We start from the raw sequence: 21292 nt of genomic DNA, 5'->3' as shown, positions 1-21292 counted from the left end.
GCACTCAAAAACAGAATGGTTAATAGGAACACTCAAACCATAGAATTCGGTTTGGTCTATCAAAACACTAGACAATCGTAAATAGGCATATATAAAGTAAGCTATAAACGACACTATGTTATGACCACTTATCAATTTGCACAAGCTAGTGCTAGTTAATTAATACAATTATAAAATGACTGAGCGATAATTACAAACTTATCCCTGAAGCAATAGTAAAACACAGTTATTTAACAAATAAATAGAGATATGTAATACTCAATCTGAAAAGCATTGATCTATATCAAACTTAAGTCGAATTCGATTGGTTTGCTACTCATAACCTAGAAGATTTTAGGCTCAATTTTTATGCATATGTGTCTAGATTTTTGCCAATATTCGAACAATGTTGTACCGATTTTGACATCATAAATATGGCTTAAAAATGGATAAATTTAAGCAAAATAACCAAACAGACATATTTTGATACAAAAATTACAGCGAATAACCACCGCTAACCCATGCCAATTGGGATGGTAGTCAATAAAAGTTTTTTCAAATCACAAGTGATTGCTGCTAATATACCCTGCGTATTAAATGAGTTAAATTCATTTTACCGTTTGACCGATGATGACGTGAGGTGTACGTCTGTAGTAATTTTATTCTAACAAGCTAAAACCAATGGAGAGCAATTTATGGCTGATAATAATGCCAAACTAACCGTGAATGGTGAAGAATACGAACTTCCTATTATTAAAGGTACTTTAGGGCGCCCAGTTATCGATGTTGCTGCTCTACAAGAATCAGGCTTCTGGTCTTATGACCCTGGCTTTAAAGTTACTGCTCCTGTTGAATCAAAGATTACTTACATCGACGGCGGTAAAGGCGAGTTATTGCATCGTGGCTATCCTATCGACGAGTTAGCAAACAACGCTGAGTACCTAGAAGTTGCTTATGCATTGATTCATGGTGACCTACCTACTGCTGAGCAAAAAGCAGACTTTTTTGAAAAAATCCGCGAGCATACTCCTGTTCATGATCAATTGCGTAAGTTCTTTGAAGGCTTCCGCCGTGACGCGCATCCAATGGCTATTATGGTTGGTGTCGTTGGTGCCTTATCAGCGTTCTATCATGAAGATCTAGACGTGAGCAATGAAGAACATCGCGAAATCACAGCTATTCGTCTGATTGCTAAGATGCCTACGCTTGCTGCGATGAGTTATAAATACTCACAAGGTGAACCGTTCATGTATCCGCGTAACGACTTTAACTACGCAGAAAACTTCTTGTACATGATGTTTGCAACGCCTGCTGATGTAGACTACAAAACCAACGACGTTATCACTCGCGCAATGGATAAGATCTTTACCTTGCACGCTGACCATGAGCAAAACGCCTCTACTTCAACGGTACGTCTAGCAGGTTCTACCGGTGCAAACCCTTATGCATGTATCGCTGCAGGTATTGCTGCGTTATGGGGACCATCACATGGCGGCGCCAACGAAGCTGTTCTTGAGATGCTAGATGAAATCGGTACGGTTGAAAACGTGCCTGAATTCATGGAAAAAGTAAAAAGCCGTGAAGTGAAGCTAATGGGCTTTGGTCACCGTGTCTACAAAAACTTCGATCCACGCGCTCAAGTAATGAAAGAGACTTGTGATGAAGTACTAGAAGCACTAGGTATCAACGATCCTAAGCTTGAGTTGGCGATGGCATTAGAGAAAATCGCACTAGAAGACCCGTTCTTCATCGAGCGTAACCTATATCCAAACGTTGACTTTTACTCTGGTATCATCTTGAAAGCCATCGGTATCCCAACATCAATGTTTACAGTTATCTTCGCATTGGCTCGTACTTCAGGCTGGATCAGCCATTGGTTAGAGATGCACAGTGCACCATTCAAAATCGGTCGCCCGCGTCAGTTATATACTGGTGAAACGCGCCGTGATTTTGTAAAGGTTGAAGATCGCAAGTAAGCTAAACGGTATTTGAGCAATGAAAAATCCCGCTATTATGCGGGATTTTTTATTGCTATTTGATAGGTGCTAATGACTCTATAACTATAGTTGATACTACGAGCCCATAGTTATTTACTGAAACTCTTTTAAAGTCTGCTCATACTTGGCGATCTGTTCGTCATAGCCTTTGATCGTATCATTAAACTTAGTCATGAGCATCTCAAACTCTTGCTGCTGCTGTTGTTTCATCTGCTGCATATCGACTACCTGCTGCGCTTCTATCTGCTCCCATACTTGATGTTGAATAATCAAACGAGCCAGCGCCGGGCTTTTTGCGCTTACTCTTCCAGCAATCTCTGCATGTTCAAACAGTTGCGGCACTAAAGTTGTGATGTTAATCAGCGTGTCAGAATCCTTCGCACTGAGCGGCATCGTCACAGGTTGATATAGTGCGTCCATCGTTTGTTGATAGCGCTCTATTATCTGCGCTTCGGTCAGTATTACAGGTTTACGCGGCTCCAGACTGATACGCTTTAACACTGTCAAATCACGCTCACCAACCTCGGTACTGGTATTGATATCGACCGCTGCATCCGAATCTGTATTGCTACCTATAGCCACTGGGCTGTTCGATGCTGTTGTCTGCTCAGCACTATCAACACCAGAGCCCTCTGACGCATTCTCTATTGTCTCATCGTTGCTGTTGTTGCTAGTAGTGTTTTCACCGGTGCTGTCAGTCACGTTATCGTTAGCATTGTCAGCTGCACCGCCTAGTAGTAAGGACTCATCGCTGTCTGATGCATCTGCCGCTTGCAGTGACTCATACTCTGCTTGAAGACGGCGCTGCAACCCTTGCGCTTGTGCAACATATATAGGTTGAAACTGTTCTATACGCGCTGCAGCCGAATCGCTTTGTGGCATAGGCTGACTGTCTTCTTCATTTGTTTTTTCGCTTGTCTCGGTATCGCTTGGTACAGGCTGGGTATCTGCTTGCTGTTGGCAACCCGTCAGAAACAGTACACTCGTCAACGCTGCTGCAAGCAGTGGCGATTGATAATGAGTGTCAGTATTAGGCTTCACTGATGAAAATCTAAGCATGAGAGTACATATCCTTTAATAAAGCAAACGTATAAAAAGCTAAAGTGATGACAGTGACTGACTTGTCATTCTCTGTTCATTTATTCTTCGAGCCATCACTGACTTATCAGTCATTGAACAAACCCAATTCAATAGGCATATAATTATTTTTTAATTTATTCACTAGTCGTACCGTTACTAATCGCAGTACTGTCTCTAATCAACACGAGCAGCCAAAAACTCAATTACAACATGACAAATAAGACCTAGCTGACAAAAGAGCTACTAGAGTTTTTAGCATTAGTAATAGGATTTACGGTCAAAAATGGTATGCAAGCCTCCAAAGCTTGGCAGTCTTGTCCGCGCTGACGGCGTACAAAATAATCTTGTACCATACGTGCCTGCTGCTCTATACCATATTTAAAAAAAGATTTACCCGTTTCTAATACATAGTCATAGCGCCGATCGATAACCGCACCACGCACGACTTTTAAACCTTGCTGCAATTGCCATACATGAGTCAACTCATGTATTAGCCAGCTCTGTTTCGCCAAAGGCGCGTCACTAAAATCTATAATCCAATCAGCTGGGTTAAAATAGATATTACCATTGGGACTGACGGCATAGTTTTTTAGTACCCACCAAGCGGTCTTTAGCCGAACCTCATCAAGTCTGATACTCTCACCAAATACGGATCTCGCCAGCGCTATCTCGCCTGCCGTCAAACCACGCGACCGCTGATTGTGGTTACGGTTACGTAGATATCGATTAAATAAGCGCTTGAGTGTGGGTTTAGACATCGTCAATGTATTACCTTATATTTAATAGGCTACTTCTAATAAATTATGTTTGGTTATCCATTTTTCTAAGTCCGTTCTCAATAAAACGATTAAACCGTTAATATAGATGAATTATGAAAACTAAAGTATCAAGGACATAAGCTATACGCTTAGTGAGCTTTCATTAACATATTTTTGCGTTAGCCTAGTGTGTATGACACCTACTTGCAGATAGCATCAGGTTTATAACCTAGCCTACTTTCATATCTAATGTCCAATATTGATTGTCATCATAAAGTTTCTGCGAGAATCATGCCAAACAACTGAGTATATTCAGATTAACTTAGAATAGTAAATATAGAATAGAATGCGGTGCTCTGTACCCAATGTTCTGTATTTAGCGATAACGCCCATTGATAACTGCCATTATGATCCATTGGTGGTTTTTTAATTTTTAATAGAGAGTTTTATGCTGACCAACTTTCACGCCGACACCCCCCTTGCCCAGCGTATGCGCCCTGCCTCACTTGCTGCCATTATTGGTCAAGAGCACCTCTTAGCTATAGGTGCACCGCTACGACGTTTGGTAGAGCAAGGACACTTGCCATCTATTATCTTACATGGTGAAGCAGGTATCGGAAAAACAACCATCGCGATGCTATTGGCTGATGCCGTTGGTAGACCCTTTCATGCGCTCTCTGCCTTGAATACTGGGGTCAAGCAGCTACGTGAAGTATTAGACAATAAAGACTCATTAAGCCTTGAGTCACCTGTAGTGTTTATCGATGAGATACATCGTTTTAATAAAGCGCAGCAAGACGCGCTCTTGGGCGCTGTGGAGTCTGGGGATATTACCTTAATTGGTGCAACCACAGAGAACCCATCATTTAGCGTCAATAATGCTCTATTATCACGTTGCCAAGTATATCGTTTAGAGCCGTTGACGCCTGAGCAGATTGGTGCCGTATTACAGCGAGCACTAACAGAAGACACTGTCGTTAAAGAATTGACTATCGACTTACAAGCGCAAGATACCATTAGTCAATTGGCACATGGCGACGCAAGAAAGGCGCTAAACTTACTAGAGCTCGCGATCCAAACAGCCGACACCACGCAATCACCAACAATCATCGATGATGAGCTGATTAGCCGAGTGGCGCAAACGGCGTTGGTACGTTATGACAAAGATGGTGAGCAGCATTACGATATTATTTCAGCCATGATTAAATCAGTACGCGGCTCAGATCCTGACGCCGCGCTATATTGGATGGCTCGGATGCTGGTTGGCGGAGAGCCTGCAGATTTTATTGCGCGTCGATTGGTGATACTCGCCAGTGAGGATATCGGTAATGCCAACCCCAATGCCCTACTCCTTGCTGATGCAGCATTGCGCAGTGTGCAATCAATCGGTATGCCAGAGGCGCGCATCATATTGGGGCAAGTCGTGGTCTATCTAGCGACCAGTGCCAAAAGCAATAGCACTTATAAAGCGATAAATGCGGCGATGGCTTTGGCAGAAAAGGATGCCTCCCCTGTACCATTACACCTACGTAATGGGGTGACAAAACTAATGCGTAATCAGGGCTACGGACAAGGTTACGCGTATCCTCATAACTACCCCAATCACTACTATCCTCAAAGCTATTTGCCAGAAAACTTGTTGGGTACCAGTTTTTACGAGTTTGCTGATAATCAGCGCGAGCAGCATAGTAAACAGTTTATAGAATGGCTAAAAACCCAAGCAGCAAGTAATGATTGAGACTACCATCTGATGTATCGGAAAATTTTGAGCTATCGTTGGTTTAGGGATTAGTCATTATACGTATGAGCCATTAGTAATATTTAACCCCATTTTTAAAAGACTAAGCGTGATAGTTCAGCTTTGAGGCAGCACGCGTGGACAAAAACCGTTAAAATGTATCCTTAATGATCTATAAAAGTCATGAGTTACTTCTATATTTAATTACTGCTATTTGATTACTATGATTATCACGCGCTTTGCTCAACAGCAACAGCGCGTTGTACCATCTACTGCTACAATAGGCAGATAACGCTTTATATTCCAAACCACACATATTTATTAATAATAAAATATTGAGACTTACTATGAGTTTACATACGATTCCTGAGATTATCGAAGACATTCGTGCCGGAAAAATGGTCATCTTGATGGATGATGAAGACCGCGAAAACGAAGGTGATATCATCATGGCAGCGACGCACGTTCGCCCTGAAGATATCAACTTTATGATTACTCACGCGCGCGGCTTGGTATGCTTAACCCTATCACAGGCGCGTTGCCAGCAATTAGCCCTACCACTCATGTCTGATCGCAATGAGGCAAAGTTCAGCACAAACTTTACGGTGTCTATTGAGGCCTCTGAAGGTGTTACCACTGGTATCTCTGCAGCAGATCGCGCTCGCACGATTCAAGCTGCAGTCTCGTCTGCTGCCAAACCAGAAGATATCGTCCAACCTGGGCATATCTTCCCAATCATGGCGCAAAACGGCGGTGTTCTACACCGTGCAGGCCACACAGAAGCTGGTTGCGACTTGTCAAGATTGGCAGGACTAGAGCCTGCAGCAGTCATTGTAGAGATCATCAATGCTGATGGTACGATGGCACGTCGAGATGATCTTGAGATATTTGCAAAAGAGCACGATATCAAAATGGGTACAATCGCCGATCTCATTAACTACCGTATCGCCAATGAGCAAACGGTAGAGGAAATCGAGTCGCGTCCTTTTGAAACTGAACATGGCACCTTTACCTTGCATCGTTTCCGCGAGTTTGGTGCTGAAGAAACGCATTTGGCATTGGTAAAAGGTGATGTGAGCGAAGGCGTAAGCACCGTACGTGTCCATGGCTTCCATCCACTACGTGACCTATTTGCGGCCAAAAATGATACGACGGGTCGTAGCGGCTGGAGCGTGCAGTCAGCGCTAGAAGAGATCAGTGCTTCAGATCGTGGCGTCATGGTTTGGGTAGGTAATCATCAGCCAGTCGATCTAGGAGATGCGCTAGATAAAGCTTCAGACAATCAGTCACTATCGACCATTGCCCAGCAGCCTTATCGTAGTATCGGCGTTGGTGCACAAATACTGCGTCATTTAGGTGTGCGTGATATGCGTTTACTGTCATCACCGATGAAGTTTTATGCCTTATCAGGTTTTGACTTAAATGTGGTTGATTTTGTGAGCGCACCGCAACAAAGCTAAAGCTTGTTTGAAAGTGGACTGAAACATAAGTCGCGAAAAGGGCACGCTAATATCATGTTAGCGTGCCCTTTTTTATTTTTGATTATCAACGTTTAACCGACGATACCGTTCACCTTTAATCAGCGAGATTTTTAATAAGACTTCAGGTTAATATCACTCTAAAGCTCGGGGGTGTGATCAAATTTCGCTTCTAGTGCTAACAGCCGCGCGCGCTCTTCCGCTGTCCATGGCAACTTACCTTTCCCATCACTATCGAGACGTACCACCACTGCCTCGGCCGTCGCCACGATGATGTTTTGCGCTGTACTATAATAGCTGTATTCCATTGTTATACTGGTATTACCCAAACGCTGGCAGCGAACACCTAGTAGCAAGGTGTCAGGATACGTCACTGGCCGTAAGTATTGGCAGCTTGATTGCGCCAGTACGGTAACCATACTGCCATCAAACATATCTAACGCATGTAGATAACCAATACGCGCTGACTCAGAGTAACGATAGTAAACCACATTATTTAGGTGATTAAATGCATCCATTTCACCCCAATGGATTGGCTGATGATGAATAATTGGATAATTAGCCAATACATCAGGACGCTCGGTAATCACTTCAGCCAAAAAATCAGATTTTTCATTAAAATCAGTCATAATTTACCTTTTTCTTTATATTCAATATATGTCGCATTTCTAAACACCCTCTATTGGCTCTGAGGTTTGTCTAAGATTTGTGTGGTCAATAACGGGGTTGGTTTAGGAGTATTAGCAATCAGTTGATCCAACCAAGCAATGACTTCTGGTATATCACTAGGGGCTTTCATAATTTCTAAATTAGTGTCCACGTTGGTTTTCAAACTGGTATCTAAAGCTGTGTTCGAATTAGCTTGTGCGCTTATCGGTTTTTTGTCTGCTGGCACAATACCAATCGCATTATCTTGAGTGGACTTTTTGCTCGCTGATGACTTAGGGATTAACGTTTTTAGCTGTTTGCGCGCTTGGATCAAATAACTACTCAATTGGTCCTGCTCACGCATATTGCTAGATTGGCTCGCAAGATTTAAGGTCATGATGACTTCGTGAATGACGAGCTGTCTGCGAGAGAGGTTTGCCTCATTGTTCACTGGTCTATTAGCAGGCTTGTTTGTTGCAGCATCGACAAGCTCTCGGCGATGAATATCCGTACGCTCGTAGCTTCCAAGACGCTCATGACTGTGCAAAAACTCTTGGATATTTTGAATCGCAAGGTTTTGTATTTGCCATGGACTCGGTTGTGAGCTTTGCGCTTGCAAGCGTTCAATATCTTGGAGCAAGCTTTGCTTGATGACCACAGTCAACGCAGGTGCAATCTCATTACTGCTTTGTGCCAACTGCCAATGCAACCCTCGCAGTAGCTCTATCGCTGCACTATCATTATTATCTGCTAGTAGTCTATCGGCAGCCTTTATTTGGATACGTAATAAATCCAGCTGGTTCTGCGCTTGACTGCTGGCTTCCACTCTCGGCTCGGGAAGTGTCTGTTGGCTCACCGCAAATAAACGATCGTCCATTTCATTTAAACGGCTAACGACCTGTTCGTTACTTTGTAAGCGCTCGTTGACACTATGTTGAAAGCGTTGCTGGCTGATATATAGCCAAAGCAGCGCTGCAACAAGTAGCAGAATAACCAGCCACTGCATCCGTAGCAGCAAAATGTTTGCTTGGCGACGCTGCTGTACAGCAGAAGGACCTTCGGGTAAAGACTCAGGATTTATTGACATAAGGCTGTACCACTATTGATAGGTGTGACCATGTTTAGAGCAAATAAAAGATTATAAAGCTAATTGGTAGCGTTGATGGCTGAGAGAATCGTATCTGGTGCTAAATCTTCTACACGCCAATAGCTCAAGTGTTCTGCTGCCACCATCTTTGCTAAACGCTCACCCAATACGACATAAACAAAATCTGATAGTGTGAGCGACAAATTTTCCTCGGTATATTTAATCGCATCTGTATCTGGCTTCGGTGCCAAAGTCTCTACTTGTGCACCTTCAACGATATGCTTCCAATGCTCAAAGGCAACACCACTACTCACAACTACGATTGGTTTTGACTGATGAGATTGTGCGTTCCTTTCTTTGTTGTGTGCAAAAAAATCTTGCTGATATTGCTGATACTGAGTCCATGCATCGATAGGCATGGTGCGCTCGTACCACTCAATGCTATCAATATGTACACCGCGGGCCTGTAATGTATCGACCAATAATCGTCGCCCACCAAGACCGCGCCATATCAGCAGCTTATCACCTGACTGCAAACTTTCGATCTCAGGCATTGCCAGCATACCTTCGTTATTGGCAACCTCGGGCTGCAATACTTGGTAGCTTGTCGGCTCTATTTTTGCCTGATTCAGTACCGTAGCAGTGGCCTGACCGACTGCGATGATTTGACTCGGTGCGATAAGAGGTTCAGAGAGTATTTCAGCTTGCGTGGACGTTTCTTGCCTAAACGCTGATTGCTTACTCTTCGGCGGCTTAGCGTTTGGCCGTCCAGGTTCTAGCTGCGCAAGTTCTAGTCGCTTGAGCTCTTCTCCCGCAGGATTACAGTCGTCATACTCATTGCGCGCAAGTGCACGCCAAACATCCAATCCTAACGTAGCAGCAGTTGGACTGATAACCACAAGAGCTTTATATTGACCAGTTAGCCATGCAAGCATCAGTGCCATATCATCATCAGTCGTTGGACGCGATTGTAGCGCCAACATAGGTATCTCAATCACTGTAAACCCAGCTGCTTGCAAGTGATGTGTCAGCGGTGCAGCACGTTCTGCTGGACGCGTATTGATGACAATTTGCGGCACTGATGATGAGTCCTCAAGGTGACTATTGTGACTATCACGACTGAATGTCGCTTGGGTTGACGTTGATGACATAGCTGTACCACGGCAAAAGACCTATAAAGTCGACTTCGCTATAGACCAGCCATTTGAAGTGCTGGTCTATAACAAAATCACAATGCAATCTATCGGTTACTCAGGCTCATAAATGGCTGATAATATATCTCCAGCTCCATCAGCGAGTAGCATGTCTGCGACATCGATACCCAGCTGATTTGCCTGCACTTCTTGCTCATCTTGCGTACCGACCAACGTCGCTCGCTTTTCTGCCTTTAACAGCTCGCTACCATCAGCTTGACCCACTCGGCCTCGTAACCACAGCACATTACCATCATCGTTATTGCCATTTTCGCCATTGTCATCATTATTGGCACTGGTCTCGTCCGCCATTTGCAACACAGCATAAGCAGCAATCGGCACCTGACAGCCGCCTTCTAGATGACGGTTTAATGCACGCTCAGCGATGAGACGAATGCGAGCTTTGTCATCGTTTAGCGGTGCCAGCAGCTGTAGTACTTCATCGTCACCCTCACGGCATTCGATAGCTAAAGCACCTTGACCAACTGCAGGTAAACAAGCAGCAATATCTAACTCTCCGCGTATACGCGCATCTAATTCAATACGCTGTAATCCGCTGGTCGCTAAAATAATGGCATCATACTCACCAGCATCTAGTTTACCCAAACGCGTACCTACGTTGCCGCGCAGGGTTTTGATTTGTAGGTCTGGGCGGTACGCTTTGATCTGGCATTGACGGCGCAGACTCGACGTCCCAACGACGGCACCTTGCGGCAACTCGTCAATACTATTATAAGTGTTTGAGACAAAAGCATCCGTTGGTGAAGCACGTTTGCAATAAACGCCTAGCATTAGACCTTCAGGAAGCTGCATCGGTACGTCTTTTAGTGAATGTACGGCAATATCTGCTTGTTTGTCATACAGCGCCTGTTCCAGCTCTTTTACGAACAAACCTTTACCGCCGATTTTGGCTAAAGGGGTGTCCAAAATCTTGTCACCCTTAGTGACAATTTTTAGTAACTCGATTGTCAGCTCAGGATAAAGCGCCAATAAACGATCGCGAATATGTTCCGCTTGCCATAGAGCCAAAGGACTCTGCCGCGTAGCGATAGTTAGTGTAGTCAAAACAGGTTGCTGTGGATTGCTCATAAAGGGCCTCAATAAACTCGATGCTATCAGCCCACCATCATGATGTCATTACCAAATAATAGTGCAAGCTTGCCACAGAAAAGTGGTGACTCAAATCATTGATAGTAGAGGCTGACGCAAAAAAATACCCCTATTTAAGCATAAATAAGGGTTGGATGATATGGCAGGATTATGTCGCAATGGGAACACCTCATTACATGCTTTGAATTTTGTCACGTAAGGCTGGCAGATGGCGCCGACTCACGGCTAGCGTCTCATCAATGTCTTTAAATCGTATCTGATATTGACCTGCATCTAAGGTTTCTAAATAATCCAAGAAATTAAGGTTAATGATCGCATTGCGATGCACGCGAAATAGACGGTCATCAAACTCTTGCTCTAGCTCTTTTAGCGTTTCATCAATCAGTACCATGCCATCTTTGTGACGTACCTTGACGTACTTTTGGTCTGCTGCAAAGTAATAAATATCTTTTAGTTTAATCAGTTCTACACCGCGGTGAGTACGGGCAGCAATATGCTCGCGTACTGGACGCGCGGTTGGATCTTCTAGCTTACGAATTTCGTTGAGCTGCGCCGCGTTTAGGTTTTTTGCTTTGTTCAGTGCCTCTAACAGCTCATCTTTGTTTGCAGGCTTTAACAGATACCCGATTGCATTGGCTTTTAGTGCCGCTATCGCGTAATGATCATAAGCGGTAACAAAAATAATAGCAGGTGGATGCTCAAGTTTGGCAAGCTCTTGGGCACAGCGTACCCCATCCATCTCAGGCATCCGAATGTCTAATAATATAATATCAGGCTGCTGAATTTTTACAGCGACGATGGCCTCTCCACCTGTTGTGGCTTGAGCGACGACCTCGTGACCTGACTCCTGTACGATTCTGACTAAGCGCTCACGTGCCAAAGGCTCATCATCACAAACTACGATACGCATGAAAACTCCCACCTAAAGACATACTTAATGTTTTTGATGGTATTACGAATATATTGATCGGTTCGATATGATGACATTTCGTCGCATCCTATTTTATATTAACCATTATTCACCAGATATAAATCGCAATAACCATATAGATATAGAAGATGATGCAATAAATATGCCACACTTTATAATACGTGAACAGTAGCACTCAAAAGCACCTAAAAGGTGCAAATATTATAAACTGACATCTTGTAAGGGATAGTCAATAATGGTGGTAACTTGGTTACTGGTTACAAGACTTTGGATGTCAGCACTTTGACCAAAATGGGCACGTAGACGATCAGCTTGAATATAAAAATTCATGTGCTGACGCAAATCATGATTGATGATTAAGGTTCTTTTGGGCAGTTCTACCTCAATCTGAATTGCCACACGGTGCTGTTGCCAAGTGACTTTGATATCAATATGAATGGTTTCGGTGGTCATTTCTACAACATTGAGCAGCATCTTTTCTAAAACACTTTGTAAGGTTAAAGCCGTGATGATCATATCGTACATGATGTCTTCATCAGGCAACTGCCAGCTTACCTCAAGCTTATCTGCTAAGCGACTAGACTCAATTGCTAAGTAATGCTCACAAAGCGCGACTTCCTCTTCAAAACTGATCTCACGCGCACCGTTAAAACTGGCACGGTATAAGGCAGAGACATGCTGTAGCAAGGCAGCAGCTCTTGGCGGATTAGACTCAATAAGTGATACAAGCGTGTTGATCGTATTAAAGAAAAAGTGCGGGGCAGTACGGGCTTTGATCAAATCATTTTGTGCAGTTAACTTATACTCAAAAGATACCTTGAGCGCGTTGAGCTCACGGTGATTACGCAAAAAATATAACAAAAACACAGTGGTGAAGCCACCAGTCAATATCGTATTGAACAGTAAATTGAGCACAAAAGCTTGACGGTCGTATACCATAAACCCTAGATTAATCATAACCAACACCACTAACGCCATGGATACCGTAGCAGAAAACATCATGAGCATGACAATACGGACACTCACGCTAGGAATGCTCGCGTTTTTGAAGGCAGGACGCAGATAATCGACCAAATATAACGCTGGAATGATGGTTAGCGAATTCTGTAGCACTCGAGAAAAGAACTTGATAATAAAATCAGACCAACCTGACAGACCATGACGATCAATCACTGTCAGAAACAATGACCAAAAAACGATATATGTCAGCCACTGCCAAGGTCTCATAAGCTTCATGAGTTTGGGAATAAAAAACTCTAAACGTTCGGCTAGTAAGGCAACCTCATCATTTGCTATACTCGAGTTCTTATTCTCTTGACTTGTCTTGTACCGATATGAACGCCAATTCTTCAAACCTTAGTAATCCCGAATCAAGTAAAAGTTCATCTGTCTCTGATTCTAGCACAGATGTCTCTACAACAACTGATGCGACACAAAACAGTCAGGGCCAGCAAATGTGGGGCGGACGATTTAGCGAAGCGACGGACAGCTTCGTTGCCGCTTTTACTGCTTCTGTCGGCTTTGATCAACGTTTTGCTCGTCACGATATTCAAGGCTCAATTGCCCACGCAACGATGCTCAAAGAATGCGATATTCTAACCGCTGATGAAACGGCCACGATTATTGATGGACTGCACCAGGTATTACGCGAGATCGAAGCAGGCGAGTTTAACTGGTCAATCGCTCTTGAAGATGTCCACATGAATGTCGAATCACGCCTAACTGACATTATAGGCGCAGTCGGTAAAAAACTACATACTGGTCGTAGCCGTAATGATCAGGTCGCTACCGACATTCGTTTATGGTTACGTGAAGAGACTGATAATATCATTGCTCTACTCGTGCGTTTGCAAAGCGGACTGCTTGATCTGGCTGATCAACATACCGATACCATTATGCCTGGTTTTACGCATCTACAAACTGCCCAACCTGTGAGCTTTGGTCATCACGTCATGGCTTGGTTTGAGATGCTGTATCGTGATACTGAACGCTTGGTTGATGCCCGCCGCCGTATCAACCAGATGCCACTTGGTAGCGCAGCCCTCGCTGGCACGACCTTCCCTATCGATCGCACCATTACCGCTGAGCTATTAGGGTTCGAAGGTATTTGTCAAAATTCATTAGATGCGGTCTCAGATCGTGACTTTGCGATTGAGTTTACCTCAGCTGCCTCTATCCTGATGATGCACATGTCGCGTATGAGCGAAGAGATTATTCTTTGGATGTCAGCACAGTTCAACTTTGTACAAATACCAGATCGCTTCTGTACTGGCTCATCGATCATGCCACAAAAGAAAAACCCTGACGTGCCTGAGCTGGTACGTGGCAAGGCAGCACGTGTTTTTGGTCAGCTCATGACATTGCTCAGCTTGATGAAAAGCCAACCACTCGCCTACAATAAAGACAATCAAGAAGACAAAGAGCCTTTGTTTGATTGTGTCGACACGCTGACAGGGTCGCTTTTGGCATTCGCTGATATGTTACCAAACATCGTCCCGAATAAAGAAAGTATGCGCGCGGCGACAATGAAAGGCTATGCTACGGCAACTGATTTGGCAGATTATCTGGTACGCCAGGGCGTTGCCTTCCGCGATGCGCATGAAGTGGTCGGTAATGCGGTTGCGCTAGGTATCAAAGAAGGTGTCGATCTCAGTGATTTATCATTAGCACAGTTGCAGCAATTCAGCGACGCTATTGGCGAAGATGTTTTTGATTATCTAACTCTAGAGGGCTCGCTTGCCGCTCGTGACCATTTAGGTGGTACTGCGCCAAACCAAGTTAAGAAGGCTGTGGTCAATGGCCGCGCTCGCTTAAAAGCCTTCGCCTAATCAGTCGATTGAGCTAGCTGATCCAAAATAGTGGCTAAGCTATGGCTGACGATCAATATTCGTGATATCGATACCCAACACCCGCATCTGTAGCGGGTGTTTTTATTTATCGTACTAAAATTTATGCTACTGAAATTTACAGTGCTGAAATTTACGACGCTAAAATTTAAGATGCTGAGACCTATGCTACTAAACTGACAATTGCAAACGTTACACCAGATATCCTTTGCTAAATCTACCAAGACCGTTATCATGGTCTCATAAGATTATGTGATTTTACCCAATATAATAAATAAGGAGTACCTTATGACTGAGACTTTTAACCCTCAAGCCAATACCGTCTTTTGCCGTAAATACAAGCAAGAACTGCCAAAAATGCCGCATCCGCCTTTTCCAAACAAAAAAGGTCAAGAGCTACAAGAAACGGTATCTGAAAAAGCATGGAAAGAGTGGCTTGAACATCAAACCATGCTCATCAACGAAAATCATTTGAGCATGATGGACCCTGAAGCCAAAAAATTCCTGACTGAGCAACGTGATAAGTTCTTGGACAATGAAGACTACGAACGCGCCCAAGGCTGGACACCAGAAAGCTAATCTCAGTGTTCTATGTATTGGTAATAACCACAAAAAACGCGCTAACTATAGCGCGTTTTTTATTATGAGTAGACTGTGCTGACTGCGTTATCAGTCGTCATTACTTTCCAACGACTCATAGTCGTCGACTGACATGGTACTGACTTGACGAGCAGCCAAACGATCATTGGCTTCTTGTACTGCTTTTTCGACCATGGCGTAGTCTGAATGGCGTACATCTTGACCACTGATGTAATTGATGACTAACTCTGCTACATTTTGTGCATGATCGCCAATGCGTTCAAGCGAACGCAAAATCCACATGATATTAATGACCTTTGAGACTTGTCTAGAGTCTTCCATGATATAGGTCATCAATGCTCGGATAGCGGATTGATATTCGTTATTGACCACACTGTCATTGCGCATCACTTCAAATGCCTGCTCAGCATTTGATTGGCTAAAGGCTTCTAGCGCGTTGTTGAGCATCAACCTTACTTGATTACTCAAATGCTGTACCTCAGCATAGCCATAAGACGACTTGCCTTGTGCTGCAATTTTGCTTGCCATTTTCGCGATTTTCACGGCTTCATCACCGATACGCTCTAAATCTACCACGCCTTTACTGATCGACATCACTAAGCGCAAGTCTCCTGCTGCAGGTTGACGCTTCGCCACCAATAGTAGAATATGTTCATCGAGCTCAACCTCCATTCGGTTGATATCAAAGTCCATCTCGATGACCTCTTGCGCCAGTATCTCATCTTTGTCAATCAGCGCATGGATCGCTTTGGCCACTTGGTTGGCAGCGCTATCACCCATGTACAAAAACAAACGAATGGCTTCATCAAGATCTTGGTCAAAACTTTTGGAGATATGCTTATCACTTTGCATGAGAGGTATTCCCTGAAATCTATATTTTATGAGCTCAGTGTGTACTTACTGGATAAAACAGCTTGACTCACAATGTTCTATTGAGCACTTGGTGTTTAATCCAGCTTTAGTTTCAACGCATTACTACTTACCTTTGGTATCGCTCGATATTAACCATAACGACCAGTGATATAGTCTTCCGTAGCTGTTTGGGCAGGCTTAGTAAATATCTGATCGGTCTCACCCATCTCAATCATATCGCCCAAATACATATACACCGTATAGTCAGACACACGGGCAGCCTGCTGCATGTTGTGCGTGACAATAGCAATCGTATAGTCGTTCTTGAGATCTTCAATCAATGCCTCAATCGCGCCAGTCGAAATAGGATCAAGTGCAGATGTTGGCTCATCAAGTAGTAGGACTTCAGGTTTGGTCGCGACGCTACGGGCGATACATAGACGCTGCTGCTGACCGCCTGATAATGATAGACCTGACGCTTTTAGTTTGTCTTTCACTTCTGGCCATAGCGCTGATTTTTTCAGTGCCCACTCCACACGATGATCCAGCTCGTCTTTACTCAGCTTTTCGTAGAGTCGTACCCCAAAGGCGACGTTGTCATAGATAGACATAGGGAACGGTGTTGGCTTCTGAAAAACCATACCGACCTGTGCTCTTAGCAGGTTGACATCGACGTCTTTACCTAGAACATTTTTTCCATCTAGATTGATCGTACCTTCTGCACGCATACCCGGATATAGGTCGTACATACGGTTAAAGGTACGTAGTAGCGTAGATTTACCGCAACCTGAAGGACCGATAAAAGCAGTAACTTTTTTATCTGCGATATCAATGTTGATATTCTTTAATGCCTGAAAGTCATCATAATAGAAGTTTAGATCTCGCACTTCCATTTTTGCCGCAGGCATGTTTTTCGGTATATCGTGGCGGGTTTGTTTGTTGAAATCAGTCGCAACGGGTTGCTGTGATTTTTGGTTATTTGACATAGGTCTACTCAATAGGCTGTCTGTTGCCGTATCAAAATCATTTGTTGTGGTTTTTGTACGGGCTTTGCTTATGACATCATTCATAATATTATTCAACCTATCTTAATTGATTTCATATAAATTTGAGTGAGTATCTGCTGCGATATCACAGGGTATCAGGACTTATTTAACCTGACCTCTATTACCAATAAATCGTGCTAATACGTTTAGTACCAAGACAGACGCCGTAATAAGCAGCGCCGCTGCCCAAGCCAACATATGCCAGTTATCATAAGGACTCATAGCAAACTGATAGATGGTGTTGGGTAAGTTGGCAATCGGCTGACCCATATCGGTACTGAAGTACTGGTTGTTAAGTGCCGTAAATAGCAACGGCGCCGTCTCGCCTGTGATGCGAGCAAAAGCCAATAGCACACCAGTTGTCAGTCCCGCTTTGGCAGCTTTTACCGTGACCTGCGTCACCATTTTCCACTTAGGCGTACCAAGTGCGTATGCCGCTTCGCGTAAACTATTAGGCACCAAGTTGAGCATGCTCTCAGTCGTACGCACGACCACTGGAATAACAATCAATGCTAGCGCTAATGCACCTGCCCAACCAGAGAAGCTCTGACCTTTTACCATCAGCGCATAAATAAATAGACCAATAACAATCGAAGGCGCTGACAATAAAATGTCATTCAAAAAACGAGTGACCTTACCCAGCATACTCCCTTTAGAAAACTCAGACAAATAAATACCAGTCATAAGACCAATGGGCGCACCGATAAACAATCCTGAGAACGCGAGCATCGCCGAACCAACAATGGCGTTACGCAAACCACCAGCACTCATAGGGGGCGGCGTATCAGCGGTAAAGATGGGTAACTCCATCATTCCCTGAAAACCTTCAACAAATAATGTCACTAGAATCCACGACAACCAAAACAAACCAAAAACCATGGCTGACATAGCAAACCCTAGCCCAAGCTTATTGGTCCAACGGCGCTTGTTATAAAGACTCTTGTTATAACGTGCTTTAGAGCTTGTCTTGACTGGTAGTGGTGCGTTGAGCGCATTGTTAGAAGGCATAGTCTTTATTTCCCATATCTTTTATCAATATCAAAGTCTGATACATGATTTATCGGTTGCCCGCTTTATGATCCATACGCATAAGCATGAGTTTGGCCAAAGACAGCACAATGAAGGTAATGACAAACAGTATTAAGCCCAAATGTAGTAGCGAGGCCAAATGCAGCTCACTAGAGGCTTCGGCAAACTCGTTGGCTAAGGCAGAGGTAATCGTCACACCAGAAGTAAACAGACTTGGACTGATATTGAAAGCATTACCTATCAAGAAAGTCACCGCCATGGTCTCGCCAAGTGCGCGCCCCAGACCCAAGATAACGCCGCCAACAACCCCTGCTTTTGTATAAGGGAGGATAATCTTAAACATAACTTCCCAAGTCGTCGCGCCCATACCGTAGGCAGACTCTTTGAGCAAATCTGGTACGACAGAGAAGACGTCACGCATGGTGGCTGCGATAAAGGGAATAATCATGATAGCCAGTACTAGAGATGCCGTGAACATCCCCAGTCCCATGGGAGCACCTACAAACAATTTACCGATGATAGGTAGAGGACCGATGTTCTCAATAAACCATGGCTGGATATGATCGCCAAAGAATGGCGCAAAAACAAACAAACCCCACATACCATAAATGATAGAAGGGATACCGGCCAATAGTTCAATGGCAATACCCAGTGGTTTTTTGAGGAACTTAGGGCACATCTCAGTCAGAAATATCGCAATACCAAAACTGACGGGCACGGCAATCACGATAGCGATGAGTGAGGTAACTAGCGTACCGTAAATAGGCGCAAGCGCGCCGTACTCATTGGCGACCGTGTCCCAGTTGTTGCTGGTATAAAACCCAAGCCCGAACTCTTGAATACTCGGCCAAGCACCAACGATGAGAGAAACTAGAATGCCCCCTAAAGATAGGAGGACCAGTATGGCAAACGCTTTGGTAGAGTTGACAAATAAAGCGTCGTAACGTTTTTGTTTAGCCAGTTGGGACCTTAAGTCTGTCATAAGTGTCTCAGCATTGAATAGAGTGAATTCAAAAAACCAGTGTGTTTGTTCAGCTTTATCACAACAAGCCCACCCGCATAATCATTAGCGATCCTGTGTGCCAATGGCAACTGCTCAATATATCCATCAGTACTGCAGTCAATGTTACGGTCAAAATTGCTGTGATAAAACCTCTCAAACAACCAGGCTCTCTTTAGAGTGGTTGTTTGAGAGTCTAACTATGTCAAAATCAAGAGTAGCAACTTACTGCGCTGGCTTATAAACTGGCTGACCGTCGCTACCTTTTACGTCGTTCCATTTTGCTTTGAATAGAGCCACTGCCGTATCAGAGAATGGGACATAATCTAGGCTCATAGCGCTATCATCACCTTGGGTATACGCCCAGTCAAAGAAGTTCAACACGCCAGCAACTTGCTGAGGATTCTCTGGCTGCTTGTGTACTAAGATAAAGGTTGCAGCAGCGATAGGCCATGCTTGCTCAGTCTCAGAGTTAGTGATGACTTTATAAAAGCCTTCTTGTTGTGACCAATCGATATCACCTGCGGCGGCAAATGTCTCAGCAGATGGCTGAACGATGTTGCCCGCGGCGTTCTTAAGTGCGGTATGTGACATGTTGTTTTGCTTAGCGTATGCATACTCAACATAACCGATAGAGTTTTTCATGCGGTTTACATAGCTTGAGACGCCTTCGTTACCTTTACCACCTGCGCCAGTCGCAGAGGTTGGCCATTTAACCGTTTTATCAACACCAACCGTATCTTTCCAATCTGGTGATACTTTTGCTAGATAGTCAGTAAAGTTAAACGTCGTACCTGAACCGTCTGAGCGGAATACCGTTGTGATTGCCGCGTCTGGCAAGGTCAAATCTGGGTTCATAGCTGCGATAGCCGGGTCATTCCAGTTGCTAATCTTACCTAGATAGATGTCTGCCAAAGTCGTGCCATCTAACTTCAAAGCACCTGGCTCAATACCATCAATATTAACGATAGGTACGACGCCGCCGATGACCGTTGGGAACTGGATAAGATCAGATTCTGCTAGCTCTTCAGGTGTCAATGGCGCATCAGAGGCACCAAAATCGACAGTCTTTGATTGAATTTGTTTGATACCGCCAGATGAACCAATTGACTGATAGTTAACTTGCCCGCCAGTCGCACCATTGTAGTCATAAGACCATTTGGCATAGATAGGCTGCGGGAATGAGGCACCTGCACCCGTGATATTCATTGCGATGTTTTCAGCAGATTTAAAACCAGCATCAGCAGCAGTCGTTTCCTGGGTCTGAGTAGTGGTCGTAGCGCTACTAGTATCAGCGGCAGCGGTTTCTGTCGTATCTGTTGACTTATTACACGCCGTAAGCATTAAGGTGCAACTGACGGCTACTGCTAATAACGAATAACGCATGTAGAACTCCTGAAGTTTAACGACGATATAAAAAAGCATTGTTTGTGATATGCGTGCTATCTTGCCAAATCTTTATGACAATTTAATGACAACCATCGCAATCTTTTATTCGCTTTACATAATATTTAGACAACCTCTGCCTAGCCCAGTGATACCAAGCGATAGTCGTTACTGATACTGAGTGGCCTATTGGATAAGTATATTAAACATCGCATTTGGAGTCTGATACTTACGTTTAAATACCATTAGCTGTTAGTACAGAATTTTGCTAGTATGAAATCTGATTTACAACACTGACAGACTCGGGGTGCGGTGTAGCATTGGCCTACTTTATTAAGCGTTTATAGTTAAACATTAATAACAGTAGCCGCCTATCTACATTCGCTGAGAGATCACCCGCCGAACCTGATGCGGTTAGTACCGACGCAGGGAAGTCTTAAGCACTTTGTTATTGATGACAAAGGACGCGTAGAAATACATTTTTATCATCACTATTGTCTGAGTATGCGTGCCGCATGAGCAGACAACGAGCGA

Annotated in this window: 18 protein-coding genes and 1 riboswitch; of the genes, 5 read left to right on the top strand and 13 right to left on the bottom strand. The window is 44.0% G+C overall.

Annotated features, from left to right (window positions below; genetic code table 11):
• The first annotated feature begins 674 nt into the window (after window positions 1-674).
• A complete protein-coding gene (gene gltA, locus AC5JPT_RS09905) occupies window positions 675-1955 on the top strand; it encodes a citrate synthase (protein ID WP_493857963.1) in 1281 nt (426 codons plus the stop codon).
• A gap of 114 nt (window positions 1956-2069) precedes the next feature.
• On the opposite strand, the gene AC5JPT_RS09900 is transcribed toward gltA, so the two are convergent.
• Together AC5JPT_RS09900 and AC5JPT_RS09895 are read right to left on the bottom strand one after the other, a co-directional pair.
• Entirely contained in the window at window positions 2070-3035 is a 966-nt protein-coding gene (locus AC5JPT_RS09900; protein WP_493857962.1) for a hypothetical protein, read from the bottom strand.
• A gap of 245 nt (window positions 3036-3280) precedes the next feature.
• Window positions 3281-3814 carry a type IV secretion protein Rhs gene (locus tag AC5JPT_RS09895; RefSeq protein WP_493857961.1) on the bottom strand — a complete coding sequence of 178 codons (534 nt, stop codon included), beginning with the start codon at window positions 3812-3814 and terminating at the stop codon, window positions 3281-3283.
• Between the two features lie 448 nt (window positions 3815-4262).
• Between AC5JPT_RS09895 and AC5JPT_RS09890 the strand changes: the two genes are divergently transcribed.
• Both AC5JPT_RS09890 and ribBA read left to right on the top strand, forming a co-directional pair.
• A complete protein-coding gene (locus AC5JPT_RS09890) occupies window positions 4263-5552 on the top strand; it encodes a replication-associated recombination protein A (RefSeq protein WP_493857960.1) in 1290 nt (429 codons plus the stop codon).
• A gap of 347 nt (window positions 5553-5899) precedes the next feature.
• Window positions 5900-7012: a bifunctional 3,4-dihydroxy-2-butanone-4-phosphate synthase/GTP cyclohydrolase II gene (ribBA, locus tag AC5JPT_RS09885; RefSeq protein ID WP_319050705.1), complete on the top strand. Its 1113-nt coding sequence runs from the start codon at window positions 5900-5902 to the stop codon at window positions 7010-7012.
• Window positions 7013-7170: 158 nt separating this feature from the next.
• On the opposite strand, the gene AC5JPT_RS09880 is transcribed toward ribBA, so the two are convergent.
• The 6 genes from AC5JPT_RS09880 to AC5JPT_RS09855 form a co-directional block, all read right to left on the bottom strand.
• Entirely contained in the window at window positions 7171-7659 is a 489-nt protein-coding gene (locus AC5JPT_RS09880; RefSeq protein ID WP_319050706.1) for an acyl-CoA thioesterase, read from the bottom strand.
• A 50-nt stretch (window positions 7660-7709) separates the two neighbouring features.
• Window positions 7710-8765: a hypothetical protein gene (locus AC5JPT_RS09875; RefSeq protein ID WP_493857959.1), complete on the bottom strand. Its 1056-nt coding sequence runs from the start codon at window positions 8763-8765 to the stop codon at window positions 7710-7712.
• Between the two features lie 59 nt (window positions 8766-8824).
• Complete coding sequence (locus AC5JPT_RS09870) at window positions 8825-9916, bottom strand: uroporphyrinogen-III synthase (RefSeq protein ID WP_493857958.1); 1092 nt, start codon at window positions 9914-9916, stop codon at window positions 8825-8827.
• Window positions 9917-10012: 96 nt separating this feature from the next.
• Complete coding sequence (gene hemC, locus AC5JPT_RS09865) at window positions 10013-11047, bottom strand: hydroxymethylbilane synthase (protein WP_493857957.1); 1035 nt, start codon at window positions 11045-11047, stop codon at window positions 10013-10015.
• A gap of 193 nt (window positions 11048-11240) precedes the next feature.
• Complete coding sequence (locus tag AC5JPT_RS09860; RefSeq protein WP_319050711.1) at window positions 11241-11978, bottom strand: LytR/AlgR family response regulator transcription factor; 738 nt, start codon at window positions 11976-11978, stop codon at window positions 11241-11243.
• Window positions 11979-12200: 222 nt separating this feature from the next.
• Complete coding sequence (locus AC5JPT_RS09855; RefSeq protein WP_493857956.1) at window positions 12201-13226, bottom strand: histidine kinase; 1026 nt, start codon at window positions 13224-13226, stop codon at window positions 12201-12203.
• A gap of 227 nt (window positions 13227-13453) precedes the next feature.
• Between AC5JPT_RS09855 and argH the strand changes: the two genes are divergently transcribed.
• Entirely contained in the window at window positions 13454-14827 is a 1374-nt protein-coding gene (gene argH / locus AC5JPT_RS09850) for an argininosuccinate lyase (protein ID WP_493844466.1), read from the top strand.
• Between the two features lie 306 nt (window positions 14828-15133).
• The gene (locus AC5JPT_RS09845) at window positions 15134-15424 is read left to right on the top strand and encodes an oxidative damage protection protein (protein ID WP_238036003.1); all 291 of its coding nucleotides are present in this window, start codon (window positions 15134-15136) and stop codon (window positions 15422-15424) included.
• 90 nt (window positions 15425-15514) lie between these two features.
• Here AC5JPT_RS09845 and phoU read toward each other — a convergent pair whose 3' ends face one another.
• The 5 genes from phoU to pstS form a co-directional block, all read right to left on the bottom strand.
• Window positions 15515-16297 carry a phosphate signaling complex protein PhoU gene (gene phoU / locus AC5JPT_RS09840; protein ID WP_443525061.1) on the bottom strand — a complete coding sequence of 261 codons (783 nt, stop codon included), beginning with the start codon at window positions 16295-16297 and terminating at the stop codon, window positions 15515-15517.
• A gap of 149 nt (window positions 16298-16446) precedes the next feature.
• On the bottom strand, window positions 16447-17367 hold the full coding sequence (pstB, locus tag AC5JPT_RS09835; protein WP_493843957.1) for a phosphate ABC transporter ATP-binding protein PstB: 921 nt from the start codon (window positions 17365-17367) through the stop codon (window positions 16447-16449).
• Between the two features lie 78 nt (window positions 17368-17445).
• Entirely contained in the window at window positions 17446-18351 is a 906-nt protein-coding gene (pstA, locus tag AC5JPT_RS09830) for a phosphate ABC transporter permease PstA (protein WP_493857955.1), read from the bottom strand.
• A 49-nt stretch (window positions 18352-18400) separates the two neighbouring features.
• A complete protein-coding gene (gene pstC / locus AC5JPT_RS09825; RefSeq protein WP_493857954.1) occupies window positions 18401-19354 on the bottom strand; it encodes a phosphate ABC transporter permease subunit PstC in 954 nt (317 codons plus the stop codon).
• Window positions 19355-19597: 243 nt separating this feature from the next.
• Window positions 19598-20758 (bottom strand): phosphate ABC transporter substrate-binding protein PstS, encoded by a 1161-nt coding sequence (gene pstS, locus AC5JPT_RS09820; RefSeq protein ID WP_443525058.1) that lies wholly within the window; start codon window positions 20756-20758, stop codon window positions 19598-19600.
• A gap of 293 nt (window positions 20759-21051) precedes the next feature.
• Window positions 21052-21207: riboswitch (TPP riboswitch) on the top strand.
• The last annotated feature ends 85 nt before the right edge of the window (window positions 21208-21292 follow it).

Source organism: Psychrobacter sp. H26 (assembly GCF_059073035.1).
Note: the sequence above shows the minus strand (reverse complement) of the source record. Positions and strands in the feature narration are given on the sequence as shown.